This window comes from Candidatus Cloacimonadota bacterium, from assembly GCA_020532355.1.
In the GTDB taxonomy this organism is placed as follows: domain Bacteria; phylum Cloacimonadota; class Cloacimonadia; order Cloacimonadales; family Cloacimonadaceae; genus UBA5456.
Genome location: JAJBBD010000017.1, coordinates 1 through 6148, shown reverse-complemented (window position 1 = coordinate 6148; position 6148 = coordinate 1). Strand labels below are relative to the sequence as shown.

Annotated in this window: 6 protein-coding genes; all 6 read right to left on the bottom strand. The window is 41.6% G+C overall.

Going from position 1 to position 6148, the window contains the following annotated elements:
- A partial coding sequence (locus LHW48_00520) for a hypothetical protein (GenBank protein ID MCB5258945.1) occupies nucleotides 1-183 on the bottom strand: 183 nt, incomplete at its 3' end.
- Nucleotides 184-366: 183 nt separating this feature from the next.
- On the bottom strand, nucleotides 367-1047 hold the full coding sequence (locus LHW48_00515; protein ID MCB5258944.1) for an OmpA family protein: 681 nt from the start codon (nucleotides 1045-1047) through the stop codon (nucleotides 367-369).
- 36 nt (nucleotides 1048-1083) lie between these two features.
- Nucleotides 1084-3564: a hypothetical protein gene (locus LHW48_00510; protein MCB5258943.1), complete on the bottom strand. Its 2481-nt coding sequence runs from the start codon at nucleotides 3562-3564 to the stop codon at nucleotides 1084-1086.
- Between the two features lie 2 nt (nucleotides 3565-3566).
- Nucleotides 3567-4790 (bottom strand): hypothetical protein, encoded by a 1224-nt coding sequence (locus LHW48_00505; GenBank protein MCB5258942.1) that lies wholly within the window; start codon nucleotides 4788-4790, stop codon nucleotides 3567-3569.
- Nucleotide 4791: 1 nt separating this feature from the next.
- Complete coding sequence (locus LHW48_00500) at nucleotides 4792-5763, bottom strand: ATP-binding protein (protein ID MCB5258941.1); 972 nt, start codon at nucleotides 5761-5763, stop codon at nucleotides 4792-4794.
- A partial coding sequence (locus LHW48_00495) for a WYL domain-containing protein (GenBank protein ID MCB5258940.1) occupies nucleotides 5763-6148 on the bottom strand: 386 nt, incomplete at its 5' end. The genes LHW48_00495 and LHW48_00500, both read right to left, overlap by 1 nt.

Genomic DNA, 6148 nt, shown 5'->3' with positions numbered 1-6148 from the left:
TGATTTCTTGCCAACCGGATCTCCAACCTCATCGCAAGACACATAGATTGCCTTGGCATTGGTCAATCCCCCAATGCGGTTCAAAAATCCTTCAGGTGTAACAATCTCAATGCTGCCATCACCCTCTAAGTTCACAATTTCATGATCACCAATATATACACCACTGTGAAATTCACCGAACACAAGGTCGCATAGTACAATAGACCCCTTGACGGGACTAACCCTTTCCTTTAAAAAACTACTCGAAATTTGACTTAAAAGGGGTTTAGCAAGGATGACATCCGGATAATTAGACAAAATGGAGATTATCGGATTCTTACCGAACAACATTCTTGATCCTCCTTAGTTGCTAGGTAGACTGGGTTGTTATCGGTTGTCAGCTGTGGTTGATTCATTATCGGCCTTCTCTTTTGCTTCTAACACGAATCTGATTTCAATCCTGCGATTGGCTTGATCACTGGGGGTTGTTCCTGGCAATGGTCGTGAAGAGCCATACCCAGCTACTATTATTCGATTAGCAAACTCTTCTGGCAGTTCACCCAATAATACGTTTCTGGCTTCTCTTGCTCTCGCAGCAGACAGAGTGTAGTTATCATCATATACTGCTCCGTACTTTTCCTTGTTGATGACAGGATGTATTACAGGAGTATTATCGGAGTGTCCCTCAATATAAATGAGACAATTTTCAAGCTCCGAAAGATACCTGATAATTTTGGGCTTAGCGCTATTGAGAGCCTGCTGCACTTCTGTAGTTACTTTGGCACTACCCGACAGGAATATTCCATCAGTGAATATGATCTTGTCCTTTTCATTATCGAATCTAACCAATTTTGAAATCCTTGCCCCTTGAAAATCGTCTTTGATCTCGCCAAATATCTCATCGACCATTTTTTGGTGCACAACCACATCTTGCTGCTCGTTCATTTTGTTCATCAGCGAGCTAATGAGCTGCTGTAGTATGGACACAGCCAAAAGCATTACTATTACTGAAACTATCCCAGCCATAAGATCTGAGATGGATATCCATTCATTTGTATTGCTTTTCATGCACACCTCGGAGCGTTGTATGGTATGTTGAGCATATTAGGCATCCAGTCGATTTTGATCATCGTTAGAGTTCATGCTTATATCCGAGAGGAGAATTTCCAGATTGCAGCTATGGTTGTTCAATGACTCAATAATGTTGTTTAGATAATCCAGAATACTCTTATTCTCGCTAATTATCCCTGTAAGATCATGCAGATAGCTTTTCAACATCAAATTGCTGCTTGAGACAGCTTGAAGACCTAACACCATCGTATTGCCGATGGAAGTTATATTTCCGGTTACCTCTTCCATGTTTACCAATGTTGTTTGGGTGCTAGCTTCGAATATACTGAAAACACCTCTTTGCTCCTCAATCACCCCCTTCATGGTATCGTCAAATTTCAACAGCGAATGGGTAATGCCATCCTGCAAACTGGCAACTGAACTGGACATATTGCCTACTGCACTGTCAAGTGATGCTGTAGATTGTGTTATGTTTCGGTTCATCAGATTCACAGTACCTTCCAAATCGGATTTCATGTCACACAAAACTCCATTAATACCTTGTTGCATTAGATTGATAGTGGTAGTGATTCCATCTGTGGCTTGAGACATGCCATTGGAGAAGTTTGTTAACTGCTCTTGTATCTGAGATGACATGAAATTTACAGATATATCGATGGAAGCCACAGCTTTTTCCAGAGATTTCTGTGTCTCCACCAAATTATGGCTGAATCCTTCATCCATCTTCTTCACCGTAGTATTCAGATTCGAATCTACACTGGCCAATACTACTCCAATCTCGTTTTGCATTCCTCCGATGGCTTTGATGAGGCCTTCGTTCGTGTTGTTGATCAAGCCTCCAAAACCATCTACTTTATCCTGTAGATCATTGGAGACCTGCATCATTATGCCCCGAAGTCCTTCGATTGATTCCGTAATAGCAGCCTTCGTGCTGGATAACACAGATTCCACACCGGCATTCATCATCTCGATGGAACCATTTAGCTCGCTACTCACTTTCTCCAGCACTGCACCTATCTTGTTGTCCAATTTGTCCACGCTTTCAGCAAGAGCGATTGATGAATTTCCAAATTTGGCGGCAGCAGAATCAATAGCTTTCATGGAGTCTTTTGTGCTTTGAGTAAAGGTCTTTATCTCAGTGCTAAGGATATTGGCATGCTCTAATGTATTTTGCGCTATTGTTGTGATTGTTCCAAGCATATTCTCCAGCTTTGCCTGCAACTTACCTAAAGCATCACTATTTGATTCTTTACTATCCTTAATGCTGTTTTCAACCCTGAGGAAACCGCTTTGGAAGCTTTCACTCAGGCTTTGAATGGCTGTAACTTGGTGAGCGCTTTGCTGTTTGTTCTCACTTCGGATTTGGGTTAACGATCCGCTGATGTTATTGTTCAACAGTTTGATTTGCTCCATAACCATATCTTTGACGCCATTCAAGCCGGTTATATTGCTTTGTGTGAGATTTTTAACTTCGGATCGCACATCTTCAAGGGAGTGGGACATTTGATCCTTGTTTGAGTTCAGGCTTGCCATAAGTTCCTGATGGTGCTTTTCAGATTGAGCATCAGACTTTGCTGTAATTTCTCCAAGATCATTTCTTAGTAAACCAATTTGATTGTTCAAGATATCAGTTTGCGATACATTGCTTTGGTTTAGACACTCTACTTCAGATCGAACCTCTGTCAACGAGCATGTAGTTTGATCTCTATAAGAGTTCATGCCATTCATCAGCTCCTGATGGTGCTTTTCAGATTGAGCATCAGATTTTGCTGTAATTTCTCCGATCTCTTTCCTTAGAGTACCCATATGTGTAACCAGAGCATCGATTTGTGCCTGTTGCAAGCGCTCCAGAGTTGCAATCATGGTCTCACTGTTTCTATTGTCATTGTCCACCATTTTGCTGAAGTGCTCTGCTAACACCTTGTGAGCTTTGGATTCTTTTCTATCTTGTTCTTTGTTCATTCGGATGATGGTCCAGCGCATTCTTCTACTTTCAAAACCCATTCTGCTATAAACAAACTTGATCAACAGATAACAGACAATGCCCCAAATAGATGTTTTGAACTGAGTACCCATACCATCCATCATAGCCTTCATATCTGACAATGTGCTGGAAAGATGTTGGGAAACTACAGAAATATCGGCCATCGTATCGGAACCCTTGCTCATGATGTTTGCTGCCTCATTGATAGATGTGGCTAACCCAATAAATGTTCCTAATAAGCCAAGGGTTAGTAGCATCCCTGGTAAGTATTCGGCAAATCTCTCATGTTTGGTAGCAACAACACTGCACAATTCCACCACAGAACCTTGCTCTGAATCAATATCATCATCATCAATATTAGCAGCACTGTTTGTCCAGTTCTTTTCCCACTCCTTTTCTGTGCCATACTTTTTAACAGCCCAGATGGACCATCCACTAAGTCCAACCATCACGAATGCAAAAAGCCATTGGACCAGATCGCCTGGCCAAAAAAGCTTTGCAACACTCCACAAATCAAGCATAAGATTCATTACTAAGACACTCCTATTTGAACAAGTTCGTTCCTTTTCATCAGATCTTCTCTAAAGATATTGGCAAAATCGATTATGAGGCTTTTGTCTTCTTCAGCTAATGCATAGAAGGGCTTATCAAACTCAAGACATTGCAATATTAACTGGCCCACTTTCTCACTTTGATCCAAGATGTATGAATCGTGCTTCACTTTGGCTGAATCTTCCAAAATCTGTAGGTAACCTTCTGAGGCATTCAAAATCATGCAGTACTCGTTGTATTCGCATTCAGCTTCCTGTTTTAAAGATTCCAGACCTTCCAAGCTGTTCTTCAGAGAATCAACGTTTTCTGTTACTTCTTCACCATACTTGATCTTTGCCTCCACGCTTCGCAATTCAACCTTCTTTTTTGCTACCAGCTTCTTCATTTCTTCGACATACTTTGCTCGCTCTTCATTCTCCATGTGCCAGGCAAAAAGCAATTCCTCAAACACATATGAGTAGAGATTTTTTCCAACATGCTGGAAAACAATCCCATCAAGCCTAACTGTTTCCTCATAGCTAAGCACCGGATTCAATCCTATCAGTTTGTATCCTGTCTCTAGAACAAACAAATCATCATCTGTTACATCAAACATTTTCACGCCCTGATCTCTCAGCCTTGATTCTATCATTTCCAATAGCTTGCGGGTTGCTTTGAGCCTCAGATAGTGGTCAAAATCTGCCAGTGTAGTGGTTTCCTGCAAATAGTCTTCAATCTCGGATTGGAGTATCACAAAATCGTTGATAACCCTCGCAATGGCAACTGCTTGTTTCTCTTCACTATTCTCTGGCAAGGCCTTGCTGGCCTGATCCAATAACTTTCTACGCTCAAGAGCTTCTCTTCTGTCCTTTTCGGACAGGAACACGCGCTTAATCTTCTTTGCGGTATCAATACACCATTGAATTGCCTTTCTAATCTTTTGAGCCAGAGGGTGGTCTAACACTTTCTCTAAAAATGTAATTGCTTTTACCAGAAAACCTATGGCTGCTTTAAGAGGAGGGAAGGGAATCAAATTCATCGCCACAATCAAAACCGGCTTGATGTACTTTTTGGTGATATCCCAAACCTTCTTTACAGTATCAATGACTTTCGATGCTTTATCAGCAACCCACTCAACCACGTCCCTGGCTACGGATTTTACTCCTTCCCAGACATCACTTGCTACTGAGCAAAAACCATCCCATGCATCAGATAACCAACTCATTTCATTCTCCTTCTTTTATTCCCATTAGGGAACGTGCGTTTTCAATACTCGTTTTCGTTCTTGGATTTACATACTGGCCCACTTCGTTTTGAGCCTTCTTTACTTCAGCTATTGCTACTTCCATCAGTTCCCATGAAAGCCCTTTATGCTCTGTGTCCGTGGTGTGTGAAAAGATCTTCGGTAACGCCAAGCGCATAGCCGTTCTGATATCTCTACCACTAAAGCCATCGGATTCATTAGCTGCCAGTTCTATGATTGAATCTACATCATCCTGATATGGTATTGTAGGAATCAGGAATCTTCTCCAAATTGCTTTTCTTGCGTCCTCATTAGGCATAGGAATGTGTATGTGGTAGCTGATTCTGCTTTGAAAGGCTTTATCATAATTCTCAACAAAGTTCGTTGCAAATATTGTTACTCCTTCAAACTTCTCAAGTTCAATGAGCAAGGTGGACCTGCAGGCATTAACCTCGTTATCAATTCCTTGGGTAACCGACGCAAGCCTCTTTCCCAAAAGAGTATCCGCTTCATCAAAGAATATTACTGCCTGATAATCGCAGGCAGTTTTGAAAATTGTTTGAATATTCTTTGATGTTTCGCCCATGAACTTGCTCTCCAAATCTGCAAGACTTATATTGAGGAATGGTTGTTCCAGAGTCCCCGCGATTGCTTCTGCTGTCATAGTTTTTCCTGTTCCCGGTCTTCCGTACAGGTTTAAGCTAAGCCCAGAACCATCAGGATCTACCGCCCCAAACCCCCATTCTTTGTAAATGGTTTTATGATATTTGATTTTATTGATGGCTTCCTCTATTCGTAATTTGGTGTCATGATCAAGGATCACATCATGCTCCATACAGAACCTTGGTGTTTGGGGTAGTATTTGGTCAGACATGGATCGCTTTGCAGCATCAAATCTTTCATTGAGCTGTATCTTCGGTTCTTGCTTGGGCGAGGTCAAATCATGTTCATCCATTAAGACTCCTTTCTTTTGTCTAAATTATACATCTCGTACAGGCTCATGATCTCTTTGCTTGTCTCTTCCCTCAACTCCTCCGGCTCAAGCACTTTCACCTTCGCCCCATAACTTAGCACAAACTTTTTCATTTCACTTAGTGAGTTAGCCGGCATTTCCAGGATGATGGATTTATCTTCCAGCAGTGTAAGTTTCTGCTCAGGATGCCAGATTCGTTCAGCAATGTAATCTGCTGTGGGTGGAAAGAATTGAAGTTTCACCGGAAACACCTCTCCGGTATAGATACCAAAGCCACTTTCAAAGTAGGTTCTGGAATCAAAATCCACCTCGTGCTGGGGTTTATCGCTCAGCTTAAGCTTATTCATGCGATTGATGGCAAAGACGA

Excerpts from the sequence above, each read along its gene's own strand:
- LHW48_00500 (MCB5258941.1), bottom strand. The coding sequence starts at position 5,763 with ATGGATGAACATGATTTGACCTCGCCCAAGCAAGAACCGAAGATACAG.
- LHW48_00505 (MCB5258942.1), bottom strand. The coding sequence starts at position 4,790 with ATGAGTTGGTTATCTGATGCATGGGATGGTTTTTGCTCAGTAGCAAGT.
- LHW48_00515 (MCB5258944.1), bottom strand. The coding sequence starts at position 1,047 with ATGAAAAGCAATACAAATGAATGGATATCCATCTCAGATCTTATGGCT.
- LHW48_00510 (MCB5258943.1), bottom strand. The coding sequence starts at position 3,564 with ATGAATCTTATGCTTGATTTGTGGAGTGTTGCAAAGCTTTTTTGGCCA.